Source organism: Cystobacter fuscus, assembly GCF_002305875.1.
GTDB lineage: Bacteria > Myxococcota > Myxococcia > Myxococcales > Myxococcaceae > Cystobacter > Cystobacter fuscus_A.
Genome location: NZ_CP022098.1, coordinates 3,647,234 through 3,668,369, shown reverse-complemented (window position 1 = coordinate 3,668,369; position 21,136 = coordinate 3,647,234). Strand labels below are relative to the sequence as shown.

The following is a 21,136-nucleotide window of genomic DNA, read 5'->3' as shown; positions in this document are numbered from 1 at the left end:
CGCGCGTGGAGTCTTGAGATGTTGGGAAACCTCCTGAAGCCCGAGTTCGACTCGCTCATCGCCGCCAAGGACTGGAACGCGCTGCGCGATGCGTTCTCGGACATGGATCCCGCGGACATGGCCGAGGTGATCGAGGATCTCCCCGCCGACGAGAGCGGCATCCTCTTCCGGCTGCTGCCCCGGGACTCGGCGGCGCTGGTGTTCGAGTACCTGCCGCCCTCGCAGCAGACGGAGATCGTCGACACGCTGGGCCGCGAGCAGCTCAAGAACCTGCTCGACGAGATGGCGCCGGATGATCGCACGCGCCTGTTGGAGGAGCTGCCGGCGGAGGTGACCAAGCGGCTGCTCACGTCGCTGTCGCCCGAGCAGCTCAAGCTGGCGCGCACCCTGCTGGGCTATCCGGAGAAGAGCGCCGGGCGCTACATGACGCCCGAGTACCTCACGCTGCCGGGCAACCTCACCGCGGGGGAGGCGCTCGAGTACGTGCGCACCCACGGCCAGGGCCGCGAGACGCTGGCGGTGCTCTACATCGTGGACGAGAAGGGCCGGCTGCTGGACGACGTGCGGCTCGCGTCGCTGGTGCTCGCGGCGCCCTCCACGCCGGTGACGGACATCCATGATCGGCAGCTCGTGAGCATCCCGGCCACGGCGGACCGCGAGGAGTTCATCAGCCTGTTCGAGAAGTACGATCGGGTGGCGCTGCCGGTAACGGACTCGCGGGGCGTGCTGGTGGGCATCATCACGGTGGACGACGTGCTGGACGCGGCCGAGGAGGAGGCCACCGAGGACATCCAGCGCATCGGCGGTATGGAGGCCCTGGAGGCGCCCTACCTGGACATCGGCATCGTGGGCATGTTGCAGAAGCGCGTGGGGTGGCTGACGGTGCTCTTCGTGGGGCAGATGTTCACCGCCACCGCCATGGCGCACTACCAGGACGCCATCGCCCAGGCGGTGTTCCTCGGCACCTTCGTGCCGCTCATCATCTCCTCGGGCGGCAACTCGGGCTCCCAGGCCACCTCGCTCATCATCCGCGCGCTGGCGGTGCGCGACGTGGAGCTCCAGGACTGGTGGAAGGTCGCCGCGCGGGAAATCACCAGTGGCGTGGCGCTGGGCTTCTTCCTCGGTGCATTGGGCTTCCTGCGCATCCTCGTCTGGCCCGAGCACGAGTCGCTCTACGGGCCGCACTTCGCCTGGGTGGGCATGGCGGTGGGCCTGAGCGTGGTGGGCGTGGTGACGTTCGGCACGCTGTGCGGCTCGATGCTGCCCTTCCTGCTGCGGCGGCTCGGGTTGGATCCCGCCACCGCCTCCGCGCCCTTCGTGGCCACGCTGGTGGACGTCACCGGCGTCGTCATCTACTTCACCGTGGCCACGCTCATCCTCACCGGCCGGGTGCTGTAGATCAGAACATGTGGCGGCGCATGCTGATGTTCACCAGCAGCCCGATGCACAGCATGACGCTCACCAGCGAGGAGCCGCCATAGCTGAGCAGCGGCAGGGTGATACCCGTCACCGGCAGCAGGCCGATGACCATGCCGATGTTCTCGAACACCTGCCAGAAGATCATCGCCACGACGCCCACGGCCGCGAAGGCGCCGAAGCGGTCGCGCGCGGTGAACCCCACGCCCAGCCCGAAGATGAACAGCAAGCCGTAGAGCACCAGCAGCACCACGCATTTGACGAAGCCGTGCTCCTCGGCCCACACGGAGAAGATGAAGTCCGTGTGCTGCTCGGGCAGGAAGGACAGGCCCGTCTGGGTCCCCTCCTTCCACCCCTTGCCGTGCAGCCCTCCGGAGCCCACGGCGATCTTCGACTGGGCCGCGTGGTAGCCGCTGCCGCGCAGGTCCGACTCGGGATCCAACCACCCGGAGATGCGCTTGCTCTGGTGCGCCTTGAGCAGGTGGCGCACGACCGTGGTGCGCGGCTCGGGCACGTCCCGCACGTAGTCGTTCCAGATGATGCCCGCGACGGCGAAGAAGCCCACCAGCAACACCGCCACCAGGTACCAGCGCACCTTGCCGAACAGGATGACCGTCGCCGAGGACAGGAGGATCATCAGCGCGGTGCCCAGGTCCGGCTGCACCAGCACCAGCGCGGTGGGCACCATGACGACCAGGACCGGCTTCACCAGGCGCTTGAGGCCATAGGAGCCGTCTCCCGGCTTGAAGTCGTCGTGGTAGACCTTGGCGAGCATCAACAACACGCCGATCTTCATGAACTCGGCGGGCTGGATGCGGATGGGCCCGAGCACGAACCAGCTCTCGGCGCCCTTGGCCTTGTGGCCGATGACCCGCAGCGCGAGCAGCGCCGCGATGTTGAGCACGTAGATGGGCAGCGCCAGGTTCTTGATGACGCGGTAGTCCACCAGGCACACGATGAGCGCGGCCAGGACGCTGACGCCCGCGTACACCGCCTGGCTCGTCCACACCGGCGAGGCCTGCGAGCGCGAGGCCGACGCCAGGTTGAAGATGCCCAGCCCCATCAGCGCGAGCACGCTCAGGATGAGGCCCCACGGCACGTGGGGCAGCATGCGCCGCTCAATCCGCAGCTGCATCCGAGCCTCCCGTCCCGCTGGTGACCGGGGACGCGCTCCGGGTGAGCGACGCGCCGTCCTGAGCCGGCGCGGTGGGCATCCCCGGCACATAGGGGGTGCTCTGGCGCGGCGGCGGGTTGGCCGCGTCTTCCTTCTTCAGCTCGAAGTAGCGGGTGATGACCGCCATGCCGGCGGGCGCGGCGTCCACGCCACCGTGGCCTCCGTGCTCGTTGAGCACCACCACGGCGATCTCCGGATCCTCCGCGGGTGCCACCGCCGCGAACCACGCGTGGTCGCGCTGGAAGAAGTCCATCTGGTGTTCCTTGAGACGGATCGCGCCGATCGCCGCCACCTGGGCGCTGCCCGTCTTGCCCGCCACCGTGATGCCACCGAGCCGCTCCTTGTAGGGCAGCCACGAGCGGTAGGCCGTTCCACCCGGCTCCTGCACCACCGACACGAGCGCCTCCATCACCGCCTTGCGGTGCGCCTCGGGAATCTGCACCTTGCGCACCACCTCGGGATCGAACTTCTCGAGCACGCGGCCATCCAGGCCCTCCACGCGCTCGACGAGCTGCGGCTTGAGCAGGGTGCCACCGTTGGCGATGGCCGCGTACATCATGGCCACCTGCAGCGGCGTGGCGTTCACGTCGCCCTGGCCCATGACGCTGTTGAGCGCCATGCCCTTGGTGTAGCCCCCGGGAGACACTTTGTCGTGGTACTCGCTGGACGGCATGATCCCCGGCACCTCGGCGAGCACGCCGATGCCCGTGGGGGCGCCCATGCCCAGGGCCTTGCCCATGTCCGCGATGGGATCCAACCCGATGGTGTCGGCCACCTTGTAGAACCACCAGTCGCACGAGTACTGCAACGCCGTCTTGCCGTTGACCGGCCCGTGGCCGCTGTCCTTGTGGCAGCGCCAGGCGCGCGCGCCGAGCCGGTAGCTGCCCGTGCAGTTCACCAACGACTCCGGCCGGAACAGACCCGACTTGTAGGCGGCCAGGGTGGAGACGACCTTGAAGGTGGAGCCGGGGCTGAAGTGGTTGGCGGAGACGCGGTTGATCATCGGCTGGAGGGGATCCCTCGACAGCGCGGCCATCTGCGCGGGGGTGATGCGGCCGGTGAGCAGGTTGGGATCGAAGCCCGGGCGCGACACCAGCGCGCGGATGAAGCCCGTCTTCACGTCCACCACCACCAGGGCGCCCGCCGAGCCCGGAAACGCGCGCTCGGCCTCCTCCTGCAGGCGCATGTCGAGCGACAGCACCAGGTTGTTGCCCGGCCGCGACGGCATCACCGAGTCCTCGCCCAGCTTGTCGTTGAACTCCTCGAGCACCCGGCCCCGCGCGTTGACGACCTCCTTGCGCACGCCGTCGGTGCCGATCAGCTTGGACTCGAAGGTGCGCTCCAGGCCGCGCCGCCCGATGTAGTCACCCAGGGCGTAGTGGCCCCCCTCGGCGTTCAGGCGCCCCAGCTCGTCCGGGTTGATTTCGTTCATGTACCCGAGCACGTGCGAGAGCACGCTGCCGGTGCGGTAGTAGCGGTGCGGCACCGGCACCACTTCCACGCCGTCGAGGATGTCGCGCCGGGCGTTGATGCGATCGTACTCGTCGCGCGAGAGGTCCACGCGCACGGACAGCGGCAGGAAGGGCGCCGTGCGGCGCGCCGCGCGCACCTGCTCCTCCATGCGCTTGCGCGTGGCGTCGTCCCACCCGAGCAGCTCTCCCAGGCGGGGCAGCACCTCCTCGGCGCACTGGGTGCAGAAGGCCGGGGTGACGAAGGCGTCGAAGGAGGGGCGGCTGTCCACGAGGATGGTGCCGCGCCGATCCATGATGAGGCCGCGGTCGGCGCGCAGCCGCACTTCCTTGACGAAGTTGGCCACGCTCTTGGCGGCGTACTCCTCGCCCTGGGTGATCTGCAGGCGGTAGAGCTGGATGGCGAGCATCGTCAGGCCCATCACCATGGCCAGGCCCAGCCAGAGGAAGCGGCGCTTGAGGTCGCGCCCGGGGGTCGTCTCGGACAGAGTGGAAGGCGTCAACGCAGCAACCCCGCGGAAGAAGAGCGATCCTGCGACACCTCGAAGCGGCGCAGCAGCGGATAGAGCAGCGCGGCCGCCACGCCCGTGAGTGTCACCTGCAGCGGCAGGCCCGGCAGCAGCGCCGAGGCCGAACCATCCTTGGTGGTGAGCCAGGTGAAGAAGCTCACCAGGGCGCCATGGCCCAGGTCCGCGCCCATGGCGAAGAGGACGAAGGCCGCGCGGCTGCGCACGTCCGTCAGGCGCACCACGAGCTTGCACGCCAGGAAGGTGAAGACGGCCAGGAAGGTGAAGAGCCCGGTGGGCTGGCCACTCATCAAGTCCAGCAGGTAGCCCACCGCGAAGGAGGAGAAGGCGCCCTCGAGCAGGCTCGCGCGCAGCGCCAGGAAGGCCACCAGCACCACCGTCACGTCGATGCGGCTGATGGCCAGGCCCAGCTGCTGCACCAGCACCGACTCCAGGGTGAGCAGGAGCAACGCGAGCGCCACGGTGACGAGGAATTTCATCGTCCGCTCCCCTCGCCCGCTCCACCCTGCGCGCTGGCACCAAAGGGATTGCCGCGCACGAGCACCTCTTCCAGCCGCGTGGTGTCCACCGCGGGCACGATGTCACCGCCCAGGAACATGCCGTGCTCCGTCTTCTCCAGGTGCGTCACCTTCCCCACCACCAGCCCCGGCGGGTACACGCCATCCGTGCCCGAGGTGATGATGAGATCGCCCTCCTGCACGTCCTCGATGCGCAACATGTTCTCCAATTGCAGCGGCCCCTTGCCGGCCCCCGCCGCCGTGCCGCGCGCCCGCGAGCGCTGCACCTGCGCGGCCACCCGGCTCTGCGCGTCCGTCACCAGCGCCACGTCCGCCCAACCTCCCGTCGTGCGCACCACCTGGCCCACGATGCCGTCCGGCGTCACCACCGACATGCCGCGGAACACCCCGTCGGACTCGCCCCGGTTGATGCGCACCGACAGCAGCTTGGCCACGGGATTCACCCCGATGACCCGCGCGGGAATGTCCGGCCCGGGCGACGCCTCGGCGTAGGCGAGCAGGCCGCGCAGCCGCTCGTTCTCCATCCGCGTCTCGCCGAGCGCGTGCACGCTCGCCCTCAACTGGAGGTTCTCCGCGCGCAGCTGCTCGTTCTCCTGGCGCACCTCGCGCAGGTCGATGTAGCCGAACACCACGGCCTTCACCCCGTCGATGAGCCCCACCAGCCCCCGCTGCACGGGGGCCGTCAGACCGATGACGAGCCGGTCCACGGCATTGGGCTCCCGCCCGCGTCGGCCTCCCGTCGTCAGGAAGGCCCCGAACGGGTAGAGCAGGAGGGCACTCACGATCAGCAAGGTCCGGTAGCGCTTGAGAAGCGACAGCACTTCGTGGAGGTCCGTGTGGGAGAGGGGGAGCGGCGGATGGGTCGGGGGGGCTCGCTAACTACTCTGAATCGCTTGCATTTTCCGAGGTGTTGCTCTAGGCAGTCAAGGTCTTCACGGTGGGGGACGTCACAACGTCCACCATCCGAACCGGGCACCCAACACACGCGCGCCGCGAAACCTTCCACGCGAAGAGCTGATCGGCGCGTTTCAAGGCACGGAAACGGTCAAGGCATCATGGACTCCTTGGATCTCCGAAAGGTCTTCTCGCTCCTCTTCATCATCGCGATCGCGGTGGTGTTCACCGTGCAGTTCGGCCCGGGGAGCAACGGGTTCAGCGACGTGAACCCCGCCGGCGCCCCCGCGGCCGCGGCGGTGGTCAACGGCAAGGAAATCCCCCTCAACGAGTTCCGCCGCGAGTATGCCGGACAGTTGCAGTACCTGCGTCAGCAGGGTCAGCCGATCACCGAGGCGGTCGCCCGGCAGTTCGGTCTGCCCCAGACGGTGCTGGACCGGCTGGTGAACACGGAGCTGCTCTCCCAGGCCGCCGCGCGCCAGGGCCTGCGGGCGTCGGACGAGGAGATCCTCCGCATCCTGCACCGCAGCCCGGACTTCCAGAAGGACGGCCAGTTCGACTACGCCACCTACCAGCAGGTGCTGCGCGACTACTTCCGCCAGTCGCCCGCGGACTACGAGGAGGACCTGCGCAAGCGCCTGTCGGCCCAGAAGCTCCTGGGCGTGGTGCAGGCCGGCGTGGTCGTCTCCGATGACGAGGTGCGCGCGCGCTTCGCCAAGGAGGGCAACCAGGCCCGCGTCGTATTCGCCCGCTTCCTGCCCTCCATGTACTCCGACAAGGTCCCCGCCCCCACCCCGGCGGACCTGACCACCTTCAAGCAGGCGCAGGAGAAGGCCATCAAGGAGTACTACGAGTCCAACCGCTTCGTGTACCAGCAGCCCGAGCGTGTCCACGCGCGGCAGATCCTCCTCAAGCTCACCCCGGACGCCACGCCGGAGCAGAAGGCCCAGGTGCTCGCGCGCGCCCAGGCGCTGCGCCAGGAACTCGAGGGCGGCAAGGACTTCGCCGAGGTGGCGAGCACGAGCAGCGAGGATCCGGGCACCAAGGCCAGCGGTGGAGACCTCGGCTGGGTGGAGCGGGGCAACTGGGAGCCCGCGCTCGCCAACGCCGCCTTCGCGCTCGAGCCCGGGAAGCTCACCCAGCCCATCGAGACGAAGTACGGCATCCACCTGGTGAAGGTGGAGGAGAAGAAGCCGGCGCAGGACAAGAAGCTCGAGGAGGTGCAGGACGAGATCGCCACCACCCTCTACAAGAAGGAGAAGGCCAAGGAGCTCGCCCGGACCGAGGCGGACAAGGCGCTCGCCACGGTGAAGGGCGGCCAGACGCTCACCGCCCTGTTCCCCCCGGAGAAGGAGGGCCAGCCGGCGCTCCTGCGCTTCGAGCAGGAGACGCGTCCGGAGGCGGTGCAGACGGACACCTTCAACGCCGCCAGCCCCAACGTGCCCCACCTCGGCCCGGCGCCGGAGCTGCTCACCGCGGTGTTCGCCACCCAGGGGCCGGCCGTGCTCGAGCAGGTCTACCCCGTGGGTGATGGCTTCGTCGTGGCCCAGGTGACCGAGCGCCAGCTGCCGGATGACGCGAAGTTCGCCGAGAAGCGCGACGAGCTGCGCCAGCAGGCCCAGCAGGCCAAGCAGTACGAGGTGGCCGACTCCTTCATCAAGGCGCTGAAGAAGAGCGGCAAGGTGGAGACCAACCCCGCCGCGCTCGATCAGGTGGCCGGCAGCTGAGTCCCGGCGAGCCCCGTGGCTCGCCACCCCAGGGGGCGTCTCCCATTCCGGGGAGCGCCCCCTGTTTCATTTCTTGCCCATCATGGACTCCGGCCGCTCCCCCTGGGGCACGGCGACGCAGATGTCATCGCGGCCCCGGGCCTTGGCGGCGTACATGGCGAAGTCCGCCGCCCGGACGAGGTCCACCGCGGACAGGGCGTGCTCCGGGTAGGTGGCCACCCCGAGACTCGCCGTCACCCGGAGCTCCAGCTCCGCCGCCTGCTGGAAGATCTGCTTGCGGAAGGCATCGCGGATGCGCGTGGCGGTCGTCACCGCCCCATCCGTGCTCGTCTCCACGAGCAGCAGGGCGAACTCGTCGCCGCCATAGCGGAAGACGTAGTCGAGCTGCCGGCAGCAGGACATGAGCAGCTCGCCCACCTCGCGCAGCACGGCGCTGCCCACCAGGTGCCCGTGGGCATCGTTGATGGACTTGAAGCGATCCAGATCCAGGAAGATGAGGGACACCGGGTGGTGGAAGCGCTGGGAGCGCCGCACCTCGTGCTCGAGCTGGGCGCGCAGGTGCCGGGCGTTGTAGACACCCGTGTGCTCGTCCTTGATGGTGAGCTCCTGCACCCGGCGGAAGTTGCGCGCGTTCTCGATGGCGATGGCCGCGAAGTCGGCGATCGCGGTGAGCGCCATCAAATCTTCCTGGGTGAAGGGCCGATCGATGACGCCGTTGACCAGCTCGATGACGCCGAGCACCTGGCCGCGCGCGATGAGCGGCACGGCGACGATGGAGCGGGTGCGGAAGGTGGACGCGGCGTCGAAGCGCGAGGCGAAGGCCGGATCATGGGACACGTCCTCCACCAGCCGGGCCGTCCCCGTGGCGAACGCCGTGCCGGCGATGCCCTCGCCCGGCGCGAGCTGCAGGCCCTTGAGCACCTCGGCGCCCTCGCCCACGGCGATCTCGAAGTAGAGCTTGCCCGTGCGCTCGTCCTGCAGGAGCAGGGACCAGTTGCGCGGACGCAACAGGCCGCGGATCTTCTCCATCATCAGGTTGAGCACCTCGCGCAGCTCGAGCGTCGAGGTGAGCGCCTTGGCGATGTCGTTGTAGGCGGCCAGTTGCTCCACCGTACGCGTCATGGCCGCGAGGAGTTCCGCGGAGTTCATCCAGATCCACTCCAGGGCGCAGTTCTGCTAGAGGCGAGCCGTAACATGCACACACCAGTGGGTCAAACTCGGCTCGTCCTCGCGTCCGCCTCGCCGCGGCGGCGCGAGCTGCTCGGTCAGCTCGGCCTCACCTTCGAGGTCTCCGCGGCGGACATCGACGAGACGCCCCAGCCGGGCGAGCCCGCCGGCGCCTACGTGCTGCGGCTGGCCCAGGAGAAGGCTCGCGTGGTGGCCCTCCGGCACCCGGACGCCTGGGTCCTGGCGGCGGATACCACCGTGGCGCTCGGAGAAGCGCTGCTCGGCAAGCCCCGGGACGCCGCCGAGGCGCGTGACATGTTGGGTCGGCTGTCGGGCAGGACCCACGAGGTCTATACCGGCGTGGCGCTCGCGGGCCCTGGCGCCGGGCAGTCCACCCTGGTGCGCACCCGCGTCACCTTCCGTGCCCTCAGTCCCGGTGAAATCGCCTGGTACGCGGGGACGGGGGAGCCGCTGGACAAGGCGGGCAGCTACGCCATGCAGGGCAAGGGAGGCTTCCTGGTGGCGTCGGTGGAGGGCAGCCCCACCAACGTGATTGGCCTGCCGTTGGGCGAGACACTCGAGCTGATCGCCCGGGCGGGCGTGGTGCTTCCCTGGAGCGCGTCATGAGTGGCCTCGCGGAGCGCCTGGCGGAGGTGCGCGAGCGGATGGCGGCGGCGTGTGCGCGGGCGGGCCGGCCGCCCGAGTCCGTCACCCTGGTGGCCGTGTCCAAGCTCAAGCCGGCGGCGCTCATCCGCGAGGCGTACGCGGCGGGGCAGCGCGACTTCGGGGAGAACTACGCCCAGGAGCTGCGGGACAAGGCCGCGGAGCTGGCAGACCTGAAGGAGCTGCGCTGGCACGCCATCGGTCCCCTCCAGACGAACAAGGTGAAGTACGTGGCGAAGGCGGCGCACGCCTACCACGCGCTGGAGCGGCTGGAGGTGGCCGAGGAGCTGTCGCGGCGCCGGCTGGAGGCACCCCTGCCCTGCCATGTGGAGGTGAACGTGGGTGGGGAAGCCAGCAAGAGTGGCCTCGCGCCCGAGCAGGTGGAGTCCTTCCTGAAGACCGTGCGTGCCCTGCCCGGGCTGAGGATCGACGGCCTCATGTCACTGCCGCCCCCCACCGACGACGAGCAGGTGGCGCGCGGCTACTTCCGCGCCCTGCGGGAGCTGGCGCAGCGCCACGGGCTGCCGGGCCTGTCCATGGGGACCACGCATGACTACGAGCTCGCCATCGAGGAGGGAGCCACCCTGGTCCGGGTAGGCACCGCCCTCTTCGGCGAGCGCGCGTGAGGCCCCCGCGGGCTCAGATTTCCCGGAACTTGAAGCGGCCGTCGTCCGTGGCCTTCACCAGGAAGGAGCAGCCGCAGTAGTTGCACATCACTTCGTGCCCGTCCTTGAGCGCGTCATCGAGCGGGTTGTTGGCGGAGCACTCCGGGCAGTCGAAGTCCTTCCGGGCGCCCTTGACCGAGGAGCCCTTGTCCTCGTCGTCGTCGTAGTAGTCCAGCGGCATCGCGTCCCTCCTGGGCCAGCCGGGCGACGTTAGCAGCCCGGCGGGCCCGAACGGCACGCCTCGGGAGGCGGGCGCGCGGCGGGGATGGCCTGACTGGCCGGAAGCTGTGCCGCCAGGGACTCACACTCTCCGCGCGACACGCACACGATCGGGCCAATCCGGGATTGAATGGCGCCCACGGCGATTCGTCCACGAGGAATCAGCCGGCGGGCGGACTGGTGACGAGGCATTGCCATGCCAGGATACCGCTACCTACCTTCCGCACCTGCCCACTGGCCAGGTGTCGGGGTTACCCAGCCAGGAGCCATCGATGCATCAGCAGTTCAAGGGAGTGTTCAGCGGCGTGCTGTTGAGCCTCCTGGGAGCGGGAGGGGCGTTGGCCCAGGGGACGGCGGGCGAGTCCGCGTTCGGCCCCGGTGAACAAGCGAGTTACCGGGTGCACTACCTTGGGATGACGGCGGGCTCGGCGCAGGTGACGGTGGGAGCGCCCATGCGGCAGTGGGGCAAGGACGTGTGGCCCATCGTGTCGCTGGCGAAGTCGGACGCGGTGGCGGGCGTGTGGCCCGTCAAGGACAAGTACGTCTCCTACTGGGACTTCAACTCGCAGCGGGTGCTGGGCTCGGACATGCACGAGGACCAGAACCACAAGCGCCGCCGCGTGCGCGTGAAGCTGAGCGACGATGGCAGGAGCGCCCAGGTGGTGAGGCAGAAGGAGGGCGAGGCCCCCACGGAGAAGAGCCTCGAGGTGCTCGAGGGCGCGCTCGACGTGACGGGGGCCACCTTCGCGCTGCGCAACCGCGTGCTGGAGGTGGGAAGGGAGTACGCCTATCCCGTCTTCACCGGCTCGAAGAACTTCGTGATGAAGGCGAAGGTGGAAGCGAAGGAAACGCTCACCACGGCGCAGGGGCGCCAGGAGGTGTTGCGGCTGCGCGTGTACACCGAGTTCTCCGGCAACCTGGCCTCCAAGCGCGACATGGTGGCCTGGCTGACGGCGGACGCGCGGCACCTGCCCGTGCGCATCGAGGCGGAGCTCGCCCTGGGCGCCGTGGTGGCGGAACTGCAGGACTACAAGCAGGGCAAGGTCGTCACGCCAGCGCCGGCGGTGACGGCCAAGAACGGCATCTGACGCGGCACGCCGGCGGCCGCGAACCGAGGGGTGACATGGCGGCACTGGGGATGGTGGGTTGGTGGTTGGCGGGGATGATGACCGTGGCGCCCGCGCCGCGGGTGGTGTCGGCCCTGGAGAAGGTGCGGCCGGGCGTGTCCATCCCGGGTGAGAAGGAAGCCCGGTTGAGCCTCGCGCGAGGCGAGTGCGAGGGGGCCCAGGTGGTGCTGCCGCCCGGCGTCTCGCGCGTCCAGGTGGCGCCGCTCGCGCTGCGGGGGCCGGGCACGCCCCTGGAGGCCTCGGTGTGGCGCGAGGACTTCCTGGAGGTGAAGACGCCCTCCAACTCCCAGGGAGGCACGGGCGCGTGGCCGGATCCGCTCGTCCCGGTGGAGGCGCCCCGGAAGGACACCCAGGCGCCCCTGGTGCTCTACGTGGAGCTGTGCGCACCCAAGGCCCAGCGGCCCGGCACCTACCAGGGCGCGCTGAAGCTGGACATGGAAGGCGCGCCCGCGGCGAGCGTGCCCTTCACCGCCGAGGTGCAACCCTTCGTCCTGCCCGCCACCTCCTCGCTGCCCAACAGCTTCGGCATCTCGCTCTACAGCATCGCCAAGGGCCATGGACTCAAGCCCGACTCGCCCGAGGCCCAGACGCTGCTGCGCGACTACGTGACGGCGCTGCTCGCCCACCGCGTCAGCGCCCATGGCATGAGCATGGAGCCCCCGCCGGTGCGCTTCGAGGAGGGCCGCGCGGTGCTGGACTTCCGCGCCTATGACGCCGAGGTGGGGCCCTTCCTCGACGGCTCGGCGCTGCCCTCGGGCGCCCGCTTCACCACCGTGGACGTGCGCGACTCGAAGGCCGCCCGCACCGACGAGCAGAAGGCCGCGTACTACCGGGCCTTCGCCGAGCACGCCAGGGACAAGGGCTGGCCCGCCCAGCTCTTCTTCTACGCCAAGGACGAGCCCAAGCCCGAGGACGTGCCGCTCGTGCGCGCCCAGGCCCTGCGCGTGCGCACGGCCGGCAAGGACGTGCCGGTGCTCGTCACCTCGCCCCTGGACGAGGCACTGCGCGGCTCGGCGGACATCCTCGCCCCCACCCTCAACTGCTTCTTCCCCCGCCCCGGTCCCCAGACGTGCCGCAACGTCGTCCCGTTGCAGACCCTGCGTGGCAAGCTCGCGCCGAACGTGAAGGTGTGGTGGTACCAGAGCTGCAACTCGCACGGCTGCACGGGAGGCCCCGCGAAGGACTCCACCACGGAGAAGGCCTACAGCGGCTGGGCCTCGTACATGGTGGATCACCCCGCCCCGCTCAACCGCGCCATGGGGCCGCTGGCCTTCCTCTCCGGCGTGGACGGCGAGCTCTATTTCGACACCGTCTTCGCCTACAACACGAAGGACCCCTGGAAGGACGTGTTCGAGTTCGGCGGCAACGGCGACGGCACCTTCTTCTACCCGGGCACCCCGGCCCACACGGGCCTGTCGCGCCACCAGCCCGTGGTGTCCCTGCGCCTCAAGCACCTGCGCGATGGGCTGGAGGACTATGAGTACCTCCAGCTCCTGGAATCACTCGGGGAGCGCGCCTTCGCCCGCGAGGCCGCACGGCGACTCACCCGCTCGGGGTACGAGGTGGAGTTGAATGGCGGCCGATGGGAGCAGGTGCGCCGCGAGATGACGGCGCGCTTGCGCCAGCGCTGGAACGCGGCTGAAGAAGCGAAACGTTCGGGCGTCCATCCCAAGTGACGTTGGAGCCCCCTGACCTGGAGAAGCAAGGATGAATCCCATGCGTACCGCCCTCGCCCCCCTGCTGCTGTGCTTCTCCTCCGCGGCCTGGGCCCAGATTCCGGACACGGACGGCCCCGAGGAACACAAGGCCCAACCGGTGACGGCGGCCCCGGCCGCTCCGGTCTCCGTGCCGCGCTGCACCCAGGTCCTGCCCCAGCCGCGCAGCCCCATGGCGTTCGCTCCCGGCGAGCTGCTCGACTTCGACCTCGACGCCATGGGCGCCACCGCCGGGAAGATGACCATGCAGGTGCAGAAGAAGCAGGACGGCGTGCTGCCCGTGCAGATCAAGGTGCAGACCAACTCCTTCTTCTCCAAGGTGCGCCGGGTGGATGCCACCGCCGTGAGCTACCTGCACCCCAAGACGCTGCGCAGCTCGCGCTACACCGAGGACGCCATGGAGAACGAGGTGCGGCGCACGGTGGAGGTCGCCTTCCATCCCAACCGGCGCAGCGTCAGCGTGGACTACACGCTCAAGGGCAAGAAGGGCCGCAACGACCTGACCTACGAGCACGATGGCCTGGACGTGGCCGGCGCCATCTACATGCTGCGCCAGCTCCCGCTCAAGGAAGGCCTGCCCATCTGCTTCGACGTCTACGGGGTGCGCCGCATGTGGCGCATGGCGGGCACCGTGCTCAAGCGCGAGCACGTGTCCATGCCCCTGGGTGAGTTCGAGGCCTGGCACCTGTCGGGCACTGCGGTGCGCCTGGACAAGCCCTCGCAGTCGCGCGAGGTCCACGTGTGGATCTCCGACGACGCGCGCCGCCTGCCACTCGCGGCCGTGGGCAGCATCGACCTGGGCGCCGTGCGCGCCACGCTCACCTCGTTCTCCCGTCCGGGCGAACAGGCGCGGCAGTCCCAGGGCAAGGAAGCCCTCAAGTGGTAGGCGTCTGACGCATCAGCCCCGCCGCCTGCGACAGCCGACGGCGCAGGCGCATCACCACGTCCATCAGCAGCTCCAGCCGCTTCTGCACGAGCAGATCATCCCCCGCCTCGAGCAGCCCCCTCGGGCAGACGGCCTCTGGCCGGAGCGCCGCGAGCAGCTCCGCGAAGTGCTCCTCGACGTCGCTCAGCGCGTCGAGCCCCTCGCGCAGATCGTCCTCCAGGAAGTCCATCATCACGGTGGCATCGGCCCGCTCGGGCAGCAGGTGGGCCAGGTACAGCATGGACTGGCGGAGCGGATCCGCCCCCACGCGGCGCAGCTTCGCGGGAGCGGCACCACGGGCGAGAGCGGGTGTCGTCATGTCCATCAAGCTACAGGTCCGTAGCGAAGGGTCAATTTTTCGCCCGGCTCCCCCCTCGAGCGGAGCCGGGCCGGGCCCTCACCGCCCCGAGCCTCCCACGGCGGGCGCCGCGGCGGCACCGGGCGCCCCGACGGACAGGGGCTGCGTGTTGAGGGGCGGCGGTGTGGCGATGAGCGGCACCGCGGCCGTCCCGTTGAGCGGCCGCGGTGTGGCCACCAGGGGCGCCGGCGCCTGGCCGTTGAGTGGCTGCGGCGTGGCCACCAGGGGCACCGCCACCGCGCGAGAAGTCAGCGGGCCCGGCGTCGCCACCACGTCGGTCGACACGCGATTGCCCCCGAAGGCGAACTCCGGTCCCGCCACCCCAGGCACCAGCGGGACGACGGAGAACGAGCCCTGGGTGGACACGGCGGAAGGCACGGCCGACGCGCTCGGAGAGAGTGGAACGAAGGCATTGAGCGCGGGCGGGGGCCGATTGTCGGAGAGACTCACCCGCTGATCATTCAGGAAGCCGTTGGGAACCGCCGGAGGCGAGATGGTGCCGGTCCCCCCCGAGGGCTGGGCGGAGATCGCCACCCGCTCCGGAGACTGGAAGGTCGAGGAGATGTTCGCCGTGCTCGTGGTGCTCGCCGCCACATCGGTCGGCAGCGCGTTCGAGGTGGCGGTGGCCACCCGCTCCGTGGTCCGATCGAACACCTCCGGCCCAAGGCGCTGCCGATCCAACGCGGAGCTCCCACTCTGTCCCGCGTTCACCTGGGGCGTGGCTCCGGTCTGCCCCGTGTTCACCAGGGGTGTGACCCCGACCTGGCCCGTGCCCGCCAGGGGAGAGGCTCCGGTCTGTCCCGTGCCGGTCAGGGGCGAGGTCGCGGTCTGTACGGTGCCCGACAGGCCCGAGCCACCCACTGCCTGCTGAGAGGAGGGCGGCGTCTGGGAGGTCGCACTGGGAGTGGCCACGCCCCCGAGGAACACACCGCCCGGAACCGGTGAGCTCGGCGGAGTGACTCCGACGAAGGCCCCGGCGGTGGGCACGGCCGCGAGCGCGGGCACCTCGAGCCCATTCACGGCGATGGCCACGTCATCGAAGTCGAACTGGATGAAGCCACGGGGCTCGAGCTGGAGGGGCAGGTTCCACACGAGCACGCTCAGTTCCGTGTCTCCCTCGCGCGCCACCGGGAGCACCCGGAAGGTGTCATCGTCCGCATGGGCACCGCGCGACAGGGCGGCGGCGTGGATGATGGCCGTGTCGGTGATCAACTGGCCATTGCGCCACAGTCGCCCCACCCCCCAGAGCGCCGCGGCCGCATGCACCCGGGACATGGTGGGAGAGCCGAGCGCCGCCCCGCCATGCAGATCCTGGTTCACCACCACTCCGCCGAAGATGGGCTGGGCGGGAGGCGGCGGCAGGGGGCCGGTGGCTCGAGAGGCCCCGGCCTGGGCGGGAGGAAATCCCGGTTGATCCAACTCCACCCGGTACGTGGTGGCCCCGAGGGTGAAGGTGGCCTCCAGGCGCCCGGCGTCCCCGTAGGTGGCTTGAGGGTCCGCGATGCGCTCGCGCGCGGAGAACTGGACCGAGCCCGATCCCCGCTCGAAGAGGTCGGCGAAGGGAGTGGGACCTTGAGTGAAGTAGCCGACGTTCCCCACCGTGCGCGCGGTGACCTCGGGACCATCGAAGGTGAAGCCGGCCGGGCTGGCCATGAGCAACCCGGCGACCATGAAGGGGGAGAAGATTCCGACCATCGACGCTGCCTCCTCTGAAAAGAGGGTAAGCAGCGGAGGCAGCGGATGGAGGCTGGGGGGGGCCGGAAAACGAGGGGCCCGCTGCGCCTGCCTCCCCTCCGGCTAGATGAGACCCCGCGCCCGGCGGATCTGCTCCACCGTCTTGTTGTACTCGATGTCGAAGGCGCTCGTGCCTTCCTGCAGGTGGCGCAGGCGGGAGCGGGCCTCGCGGTCGATCTCCTCGTCCACGTCCAGGTGCTTCTTCATCACCGCGTGGATCTTCTGCCGCAGCACGTTATCGGCGGCGTAGACCTCCTCCACGTTGCGGCTGATGAGCAGGAATTCGATCATCTGGTTGATGACGTATTCGATGCCCTCGTCGCCCATCTTGAAGCCACGGACGTCGGCCATTTCACGTTTGACCTGATTGAACTTGGAGTAGTCGTAGCCCCGGCGCTCGAGGGCCTCGCGCGTGGCCTGGTTCACACGCTCCTCGTTCGCCAGGTACTCGCGCATGATGGCCGACAGGTCCATCTCGGCGTCGGCGACGCGCATCTGCTCCACCTCGACATCGCCGTCCTGCATCAGCCTCTGGACGACCTCCCGGGAGATGATTGGGATCACCTTCGGATAGAGCCTCATAATTAGGTCCCTCGCCCCTTGAAGACGTCTCGACTGGACCTGTCCGCTATAAATCAGCGCCGAGCCCCGTCGCAATGAAAAACCCCAAGAACTTCGCGGATGCAGCGGCCTCATCAGCCCCGCGTTAAACCGGAAATTAATCACGGCGAGCCGGGTGGCGAGCCTTCTTCTGACTTTTCGTCGATCAATTCATCCGCGTCCGCCAGGGACGCCTCGCGAATGGGGTCGGCCTCGTCCTCGTCCTGATGGCCATGGAGCGCCGCGTGAACGCGCTCGGCCACGGTGGGCCCGAGCACCTCGGCCAGCTCCTCGATGCTCGCCTCGCGCACGCGCTTGAGCGAGCCGAAGTGCCGCAGCAGCAGCTTCTTGCGCGTCGCGCCCACGCCCGGAATGTCGTCCAGCGCGGAGCGGAAATTGCCCCGGCGCATGCTCTTTTGTTGAAAGGTAATCGCGAAGCGGTGGGCCTCATCGCGCAGCCGCGTGAGCAGGTAGAGCTCCGCCGAGTTCTGACGCAGGACGATGGGATCCTTGCGGTGGGGCAGGAAGACGCGCTCGGGGCTCTGGGCGCTCTCCTCGTCGCGGTCATGCACCTCCAGGTCCCGGCTCTTGGCCAGCGAGACGATGTCCACCCCCTCCACGCCCAGGTCCTTCGCGGCGGCGAGCGCGCTGGCGAGCTGTCCCTTGCCTCCGTCGATGACCAGCAGGTCCGGCAGGTCCTCCTCCTCCTGGCCCCGCTTGAGCCGGCGGGTGATGACCTCGTGCATGCTCGCGAAGTCGTCCTGCTTCTCCAGCGTCTTGATGCGGTAGCGCCGGTAGCGCGACTTGTCGATCTCCCCATCCGTGGCGGCCACCTGGGAGGCCACGATGCTCGCGCCCTGGAAGTGTGAGATGTCGAAACACTCCATGCGGCGCGGCAGGCGGCGCAACCCCAGCCGCTCCTGGAGCCGGCGCAGCACGTTCTCCGTCTCGTCCTTGGTGCGGCGACGCTCGAGCGCGGCCTGCTCGGCGTTCTTCTGCGCCATCTCCACCAGGTCGCGCTTCTCGCCGCGCTTGGGCACCATCACCCGCACCCGGTCGCCCTTGCGCTCGGTCAGCAGCGCCTCCAGGCCCTCGCGCTCCTCCACGTCCAGCGGCAGCAGCACCTCCTCGGGCACGAAGTTGCCCTGGTCGTAGTAGAGGTTCACGAAGGAGGGCAGCAGCTCCTCGTCGGGGAACTCCTGGCTGCCCAGGGGAAACGCCTGGCCGCCGTTGAGCCGCCCCTGCCGCACGTAGAGGACGTAGACGAGCAGACGGTCGCCCTCCCGGTGGAAGGAGAAGACGTCCTGATCCTTGAAGTCGGTGGTGGCCACCTTCTGCCGCTCGAGGCTGCGCTCGATGGCGCGCAACTGATCGCGGATGCGCGCGGCCTCCTCGAACTTGAGCTCCGCCGAGGCCTGCTTCATGCGCGCGCGCAACCCGTCCACCAGCTCTCCCGCCTTTCCTTCCAGGAAGAGCACTACCTCGTCCACGCTCTTGCGGTACTCGTCCTCCGGTACAGGGTAGACGCACGGTGCCGGACACCGGCCAATCTGATGCAACAGACAGGGCCGCTTGCGGTTGGCCAGCACGTGGTCCGTGCAGGTGCGCAGGTGGAAGAAGCGGTTGATGACGCGCAGCGTCTCGCGGATCGCGCTCGCGCTGGAGTACGGGCCGAAGTAGCGCGCCCCGTCCTTCTCGTAGCGCCGCACCACCTCCAGCCGTGGATAGGGCTGTTTGCGATCCAACCGCAGCGAGATGTACTGCTTGTCATCCTTGAGCAGGACGTTGAAGCGCGGCTTGTGCTTCTTGATGAGCTCGTTCTCGAGGAGGAGGGCTTCCTTCTCGTTGTGAACGATCACCGTCTCCAGGTCCCCGAGGAACTTGTCGAGCAGGGACACGAAGGCGCGCGCGTCTCCGGTGCGGGTGAAGTAGGAGCGCACCCGGTTGCGCAGGTTGATGGCCTTGCCCACGTAGATGACTTCGCCCCGGCGGTCCTTCATCAGGTACACGCCGGGCTCGGTGGGCAGCGCTTCCAGCTTGGCTTCGAGCTTCGCGTCCATGGGTGGCTAGCGGCTCTTCCTCGGGCCGATTCCCGTCTTGCCGTGGGGCGGTCCCCCGCCCTTGTCCCGGGAGGAGCCGCTCGCGCGCTTGTAGCCCTTCCCCTTGCGTCCACCCGGCGTGCCCGCCTTGGGCTCGTCGTCCCCCTTCGCCGGAGCGTTGAGCAGCGCGCGGCTCGGCGCCTTGAGCCCCAGGTCCATGTCCTTGAGGATCAACAACCGGTCTCGCATCGCCGCGGCCTTCTCGAACTCCATCTCGTCCGCGTAGTGCTGCATGTCCTTGGTCGTCTGCGCGATGAGGTTCTTGATCTCCTTCGGCTCGAGCACGTCGTTGGCCGAGTCGGCCGCCATGGGCAGCGCCGTGGGATCGCCATCGTAGAGGTGCTCGGACAGATCGAGGATGTTGCTCTTGACCGCCTTGGGGGTGATGCCGTGCTCGGCGTTGTAGGCGCGCTGCACCTCGCGGCGGCGGTTGGTCTCCTCGAGGGCGACGCGCATCGAGTCCGTCACGGCATCCGCGTACATGATGACGTGGCCATTCAGGTTGCGCGCCGCGCGGCCAATGGTCTGGATGAGCGACACGTGGCTGCGCAGGAAGCCTTCCTTGTCCGCGTCGAAGATGGCCACCAGCGACACCTCGGGGATGTCGAGCCCCTCGCGCAGCAGGTTGATGCCCACCAGCACGTCGAACTCGCCCTTGCGCAGGTCGCGGATGATCGCCGTGCGCTCGATGGCCCCGATGTCCGAGTGCAGGTAGCGCACCTTGACGCCCACCTCGGTGAGGTACTCGGTCAGGTCCTCCGCCATGCGCTTGGTGAGGGTGGTCACCAGCACGCGCTCGTTCTTCGTCACGCGCTGGCGCACCTCCTCCAGCACGTCATCCACCTGGTTGCGCGCCGGGCGCACCTCCACCTCGGGATCCGTCAGGCCCGTGGGACGGATGATCTGCTCCACCACCACGCCCTTGGACTTCTGCAGCTCGTACTCGGCCGGCGTCGCCGACACGAAGACGGCCTGCTGCACCATCTCCTCGAACTCGGTGAACTTGAGCGGACGGTTGTCCAGCGCACTGGGCAGGCGGAAGCCGTGCTCCACCAGCGTCTCCTTGCGCGCCCGATCCCCACGGTACATGGCGCCAATCTGCGGCACCGTCTGGTGGCTCTCGTCGATGAGCACCAACATGTTGCGCGGGAAGTAGTCGATGAGGCACGGCGGTGGCTCTCCGGTCCGCCGCCCCGAGAAGTGCCGCGAGTAGTTCTCGATGCCGTTGCAGTACCCGATCTGCTCGATCATCTCGAGGTCGTATATCGTGCGCTGCTCCAGCCGCTGTGCCTCCAGCAGCTTGCCCGCGCGCTGGAGTTCCTGGAGCCGCGCACCCAGCTCGTCGCGGATGGTCAGCAGCGCGTTCTTGCGCGTGTCCGCCTCGGTGACGTAGTGGCTCGCGGGGAAGACGACGACCTTGTCCAGTGCGCCCAGCGTCACGCCGCGCAGCGGATCGAACTCGGTGATCTTCTCCACCTCGTCTCCGAAGAAGCTCACGCGCACCGCGCGCTCCTCCTCGTAGGCGGGGAACACCTCCACCGTGTCGCCCCGGACCCGGAACGTCCCGCGGTGGAAGTCGAGATCATTTCGCTCGTACTGGCTCTCCACCAACCGGCGGATGAAGGAGTCCCGGCCCAGCTCCGCGCCGACGTTCACCGTCACCGCCAGGTCCACGTACGAGCGCGCCGTACCGAGGCCGTAGATGCACGACACGCTCGCCACGATGAGCACGTCGTCGCGCGTGCGCAGCGAGTGCGTGGCCGAGTGGCGCATGCGCTCGATCTCGTCGTTCACCGACGAGTCCTTCTCGATGAAGGTGTCCGAGGTGGGGATGTACGCCTCGGGCTGGTAGTAGTCGAAGTACGAGACGAAGTACTCGACGGCGTTGTGGGGGAAGAGCGCCTTGTATTCCCCGTAGAGCTGGGCGGCGAGCAGCTTGTTGTGCGCGATGAGCAGCGTGGGGCGCTTCACGTTGGCGATGAGGTTCGCCATGGTGAAGGTCTTGCCCGAGCCGGTGACGCCCAGCAGCGTCTGGTAGCGATCTCCCCGCAGCACTCCCTCGGTGAGTTCACCGATGGCACGCGGTTGATCGCCCTGGGGCTTGTAGTCGCTGACGATCTGGAATTCAGGCATGGCTGT

General features: G+C 68.9%; 18 protein-coding genes. 7 read left to right on the top strand and 11 right to left on the bottom strand.

Translation table 11 applies throughout. The features are described 5' to 3' along the window. Nucleotides 1-18: 18 nt before the first annotated feature. A complete protein-coding gene (mgtE, locus tag CYFUS_RS15115) occupies nucleotides 19-1,398 on the top strand; it encodes a magnesium transporter (protein WP_095985873.1) in 1,380 nt (459 codons plus the stop codon). Nucleotide 1,399: 1 nt separating this feature from the next. On the opposite strand, the gene rodA is transcribed toward mgtE, so the two are convergent. From rodA to mreC, 4 genes are read right to left on the bottom strand one after another with little or no spacing between them, the layout of a single operon-like run. Then, complete coding sequence (rodA, locus tag CYFUS_RS15110) at nucleotides 1,400-2,551, bottom strand: rod shape-determining protein RodA (protein ID WP_095985872.1); 1,152 nt, start codon at nucleotides 2,549-2,551, stop codon at nucleotides 1,400-1,402. Next, on the bottom strand, nucleotides 2,535-4,562 hold the full coding sequence (gene mrdA / locus CYFUS_RS15105; protein WP_095985871.1) for a penicillin-binding protein 2: 2,028 nt from the start codon (nucleotides 4,560-4,562) through the stop codon (nucleotides 2,535-2,537). Before mrdA ends, rodA begins: the two co-directional genes overlap by 17 nt. After that, complete coding sequence (locus tag CYFUS_RS15100) at nucleotides 4,559-5,065, bottom strand: hypothetical protein (protein WP_095985870.1); 507 nt, start codon at nucleotides 5,063-5,065, stop codon at nucleotides 4,559-4,561. The genes mrdA and CYFUS_RS15100 overlap by 4 nt, the downstream gene beginning before the upstream one ends. Continuing rightward, nucleotides 5,062-5,925 carry a rod shape-determining protein MreC gene (gene mreC, locus CYFUS_RS15095; protein ID WP_095985869.1) on the bottom strand — a complete coding sequence of 288 codons (864 nt, stop codon included), beginning with the start codon at nucleotides 5,923-5,925 and terminating at the stop codon, nucleotides 5,062-5,064. The genes CYFUS_RS15100 and mreC overlap by 4 nt, the downstream gene beginning before the upstream one ends. Before the next feature lie 234 nt (nucleotides 5,926-6,159). Here mreC and CYFUS_RS15090 point away from each other — a divergent pair, with 234 nt between their 5' ends. Then, complete coding sequence (locus CYFUS_RS15090; protein WP_095985868.1) at nucleotides 6,160-7,725, top strand: peptidylprolyl isomerase; 1,566 nt, start codon at nucleotides 6,160-6,162, stop codon at nucleotides 7,723-7,725. Between the two features lie 66 nt (nucleotides 7,726-7,791). Here CYFUS_RS15090 and CYFUS_RS15085 read toward each other — a convergent pair whose 3' ends face one another. Next, nucleotides 7,792-8,874, bottom strand: coding sequence for a sensor domain-containing diguanylate cyclase (locus CYFUS_RS15085; RefSeq protein ID WP_095985867.1), 1,083 nt, complete (start codon nucleotides 8,872-8,874; stop codon nucleotides 7,792-7,794). Between the two features lie 45 nt (nucleotides 8,875-8,919). Between CYFUS_RS15085 and CYFUS_RS15080 the strand changes: the two genes are divergently transcribed. Both CYFUS_RS15080 and CYFUS_RS15075 read left to right on the top strand, forming a co-directional pair. Beyond that, on the top strand, nucleotides 8,920-9,519 hold the full coding sequence (locus CYFUS_RS15080; RefSeq protein ID WP_095985866.1) for a Maf family protein: 600 nt from the start codon (nucleotides 8,920-8,922) through the stop codon (nucleotides 9,517-9,519). After that, a complete protein-coding gene (locus CYFUS_RS15075; protein WP_095985865.1) occupies nucleotides 9,516-10,181 on the top strand; it encodes a YggS family pyridoxal phosphate-dependent enzyme in 666 nt (221 codons plus the stop codon). Before CYFUS_RS15080 ends, CYFUS_RS15075 begins: the two co-directional genes overlap by 4 nt. Nucleotides 10,182-10,194: 13 nt before the next feature. On the opposite strand, the gene CYFUS_RS15070 is transcribed toward CYFUS_RS15075, so the two are convergent. Next, entirely contained in the window at nucleotides 10,195-10,401 is a 207-nt protein-coding gene (locus CYFUS_RS15070; RefSeq protein ID WP_095985864.1) for a hypothetical protein, read from the bottom strand. Between the two features lie 310 nt (nucleotides 10,402-10,711). Between CYFUS_RS15070 and CYFUS_RS15065 the strand changes: the two genes are divergently transcribed. The 3 genes from CYFUS_RS15065 to CYFUS_RS15055 are packed head-to-tail and all read left to right on the top strand — an operon-like array spanning nucleotide 10,712 to nucleotide 14,167. Beyond that, complete coding sequence (locus tag CYFUS_RS15065) at nucleotides 10,712-11,527, top strand: DUF3108 domain-containing protein (protein WP_095985863.1); 816 nt, start codon at nucleotides 10,712-10,714, stop codon at nucleotides 11,525-11,527. A gap of 35 nt (nucleotides 11,528-11,562) precedes the next feature. After that, nucleotides 11,563-13,242, top strand: coding sequence for a DUF4091 domain-containing protein (locus tag CYFUS_RS15060; RefSeq protein ID WP_232537567.1), 1,680 nt, complete (start codon nucleotides 11,563-11,565; stop codon nucleotides 13,240-13,242). A gap of 31 nt (nucleotides 13,243-13,273) precedes the next feature. Beyond that, the gene (locus tag CYFUS_RS15055) at nucleotides 13,274-14,167 is read left to right on the top strand and encodes a DUF3108 domain-containing protein (protein WP_095985862.1); all 894 of its coding nucleotides are present in this window, start codon (nucleotides 13,274-13,276) and stop codon (nucleotides 14,165-14,167) included. Here CYFUS_RS15055 and CYFUS_RS15050 read toward each other — a convergent pair. The 5 genes from CYFUS_RS15050 to uvrB form a co-directional block, all read right to left on the bottom strand. Next, the gene (locus CYFUS_RS15050; protein ID WP_232537566.1) at nucleotides 14,157-14,525 is read right to left on the bottom strand and encodes a hypothetical protein; all 369 of its coding nucleotides are present in this window, start codon (nucleotides 14,523-14,525) and stop codon (nucleotides 14,157-14,159) included. The two genes, CYFUS_RS15055 and CYFUS_RS15050, sit on opposite strands and share 11 nt — an antisense overlap. 78 nt (nucleotides 14,526-14,603) lie before the next feature. Next, complete coding sequence (locus CYFUS_RS15045; RefSeq protein ID WP_095985860.1) at nucleotides 14,604-16,259, bottom strand: hypothetical protein; 1,656 nt, start codon at nucleotides 16,257-16,259, stop codon at nucleotides 14,604-14,606. Nucleotides 16,260-16,361: 102 nt separating this feature from the next. After that, nucleotides 16,362-16,880, bottom strand: a complete 519-nt coding sequence (locus tag CYFUS_RS15040) for a DUF507 family protein (protein WP_095985859.1) — start codon at nucleotides 16,878-16,880, stop codon at nucleotides 16,362-16,364. Nucleotides 16,881-17,020: 140 nt separating this feature from the next. Beyond that, the gene (gene uvrC, locus CYFUS_RS15035) at nucleotides 17,021-18,958 is read right to left on the bottom strand and encodes an excinuclease ABC subunit UvrC (protein ID WP_095985858.1); all 1,938 of its coding nucleotides are present in this window, start codon (nucleotides 18,956-18,958) and stop codon (nucleotides 17,021-17,023) included. A 6-nt stretch (nucleotides 18,959-18,964) separates the two neighbouring features. After that, nucleotides 18,965-21,130: an excinuclease ABC subunit UvrB gene (gene uvrB / locus CYFUS_RS15030; protein ID WP_095985857.1), complete on the bottom strand. Its 2,166-nt coding sequence runs from the start codon at nucleotides 21,128-21,130 to the stop codon at nucleotides 18,965-18,967. Nucleotides 21,131-21,136 lie beyond the last annotated feature (6 nt).

Bases quoted from the DNA above. Each gene is read 5' to 3' on its own strand.
- rodA (WP_095985872.1), bottom strand. From the start codon at position 2,551: ATGCAGCTGCGGATTGAGCGGCGCATGCTGCCCCACGTGCCGTGGGGC.
- uvrB (WP_095985857.1), bottom strand. From the start codon at position 21,130: ATGCCTGAATTCCAGATCGTCAGCGACTACAAGCCCCAGGGCGATCAA.
- CYFUS_RS15080 (WP_095985866.1), top strand. From the start codon at position 8,920: ATGCACACACCAGTGGGTCAAACTCGGCTCGTCCTCGCGTCCGCCTCG.
- CYFUS_RS15065 (WP_095985863.1), top strand. From the start codon at position 10,712: ATGCATCAGCAGTTCAAGGGAGTGTTCAGCGGCGTGCTGTTGAGCCTC.
- CYFUS_RS15075 (WP_095985865.1), top strand. From the start codon at position 9,516: ATGAGTGGCCTCGCGGAGCGCCTGGCGGAGGTGCGCGAGCGGATGGCG.
- CYFUS_RS15045 (WP_095985860.1), bottom strand. From the start codon at position 16,259: ATGGTCGGAATCTTCTCCCCCTTCATGGTCGCCGGGTTGCTCATGGCC.
- CYFUS_RS15100 (WP_095985870.1), bottom strand. From the start codon at position 5,065: ATGAAATTCCTCGTCACCGTGGCGCTCGCGTTGCTCCTGCTCACCCTG.
- CYFUS_RS15050 (WP_232537566.1), bottom strand. From the start codon at position 14,525: ATGACGACACCCGCTCTCGCCCGTGGTGCCGCTCCCGCGAAGCTGCGC.
- CYFUS_RS15055 (WP_095985862.1), top strand. From the start codon at position 13,274: ATGAATCCCATGCGTACCGCCCTCGCCCCCCTGCTGCTGTGCTTCTCC.
- CYFUS_RS15060 (WP_232537567.1), top strand. From the start codon at position 11,563: ATGGCGGCACTGGGGATGGTGGGTTGGTGGTTGGCGGGGATGATGACC.
- CYFUS_RS15085 (WP_095985867.1), bottom strand. From the start codon at position 8,874: ATGAACTCCGCGGAACTCCTCGCGGCCATGACGCGTACGGTGGAGCAA.
- CYFUS_RS15090 (WP_095985868.1), top strand. From the start codon at position 6,160: ATGGACTCCTTGGATCTCCGAAAGGTCTTCTCGCTCCTCTTCATCATC.
- CYFUS_RS15040 (WP_095985859.1), bottom strand. From the start codon at position 16,880: ATGAGGCTCTATCCGAAGGTGATCCCAATCATCTCCCGGGAGGTCGTC.
- CYFUS_RS15070 (WP_095985864.1), bottom strand. From the start codon at position 10,401: ATGCCGCTGGACTACTACGACGACGACGAGGACAAGGGCTCCTCGGTC.
- mgtE (WP_095985873.1), top strand. From the start codon at position 19: ATGTTGGGAAACCTCCTGAAGCCCGAGTTCGACTCGCTCATCGCCGCC.
- uvrC (WP_095985858.1), bottom strand. From the start codon at position 18,958: ATGGACGCGAAGCTCGAAGCCAAGCTGGAAGCGCTGCCCACCGAGCCC.